The 1,324-nt window shown below is 43.5% G+C and carries 1 protein-coding gene; it reads left to right on the top strand.

The window, feature by feature from the left end; translation table 11 throughout:
* Positions 1 to 106: 106 nt before the first annotated feature.
* The coding region (locus T515_RS16165; RefSeq protein WP_036613644.1) for an ISL3 family transposase at positions 107 to 1,324 on the top strand (1,218 nt) is incomplete at its 3' end.

Genomic DNA, 1,324 nt, shown 5'->3' with positions numbered 1-1,324 from the left:
GGCCTTTCGTCATTTATAGTGGGTAACCCCACCATTGCTCATTGATTAAATTTAAAAGTTTCTGCTATCCTTGATATATCAACCAGCCACACAAGGAGGATGTATCATGGATAATAAGGATCTGTTCACTGCGGCACTTCAACTTGAATATCCCTGGAAGGTATCAAATGTTGAGTTTCTTCCAGATGAAGATGATCCAAAAGAAATGACTCTTCATATCACCATTGCTTTTGAGCGTGGAGCTAAGTTCGTTTTCTACTATGAGGACGGATCTGCATGGACAGATTCATCCGGCAAACCTATAGAAATGACCGCTCATGATACTGCCGACAGAACATGGCGGCATCTGAACTTCTTCCAGTATAAAACGTATATCCATGCGAAGATGCCTAAAGTCAGCGATGGTGAAGGTCAATGCCCTACAGTTAGAGCTCCGTGGGCACGAAAGAACTCTGGGTTCACATTGCTCTTTGAAGCATGGGTAATGGAACTTGCAAAACATCTTCCGGTATCTGTCGTGGCCAAGCTTGTCGGAGTCCGTGATAATCGTTTGTGGCGCTTTATAAAGCGTTACGTTGATGCTGCCAGAGAACTCGAAGACTATTCCGAGGTCGATAGCATCGGCATGGACGAAACCAGTAAAAAAGGCCATAACTATGTCACGGTAATGGTTGATCTCGCAGGTCGAAAAGTAATCTTTACGACTGAAGGTAAGGACCATACCACGGTCGACAAGTTTGTCGAAGATTTCAAGCAACATAATGGTGATCCGGCTAAAGTAAAGCTCGTTACCTGTGATATGTCTTTAGGCTTCCGGAAAGGCGTCAGAGATAACTTTCCTAACAGCAATACCATCATCGATAAGTTCCATGTCATAAAGCATGCCAATGATGCTGTAGATACAATCCGCAAGCAGGAATGCAAGACCAATGAACTCCTAAAGGGAACCAAATACCTTTGGCTAAAAAACGATGTCAACCTTACGGATGAACAGGCTGCATGGAAATGCGAACTTATGAAGGCATCCAAACACTTAAAAACCGGAAGAGCTTACTCGATGCGAGTAACACTGCAGGATATTTACGAGCAGTGCTTGTCACGTAAAGAAGCAGAGCCAAAGCTTAAAAAGCTATGTTCATGGTTGATACGTTCTCGTTTGAAACCAATGAAGGAACTGTGCGGCTTAATCCGTGGTCATTGGGATGAAATACTGAATTACTTCGAGTACCGCATTACAAATGCAATTCTTGAAGGAATGAACAGTATCATCCAAAACATCAAACGCCGGGCCCGCGGCTTCAGGAATAACGAATACTTTGAGACT

The organism is Oribacterium sp. P6A1 (assembly GCF_000702885.1).
Lineage (GTDB): Bacteria > Bacillota > Clostridia > Lachnospirales > Lachnospiraceae > Oribacterium.
Note: the sequence above shows the minus strand (reverse complement) of the source record. Positions and strands in the feature narration are given on the sequence as shown.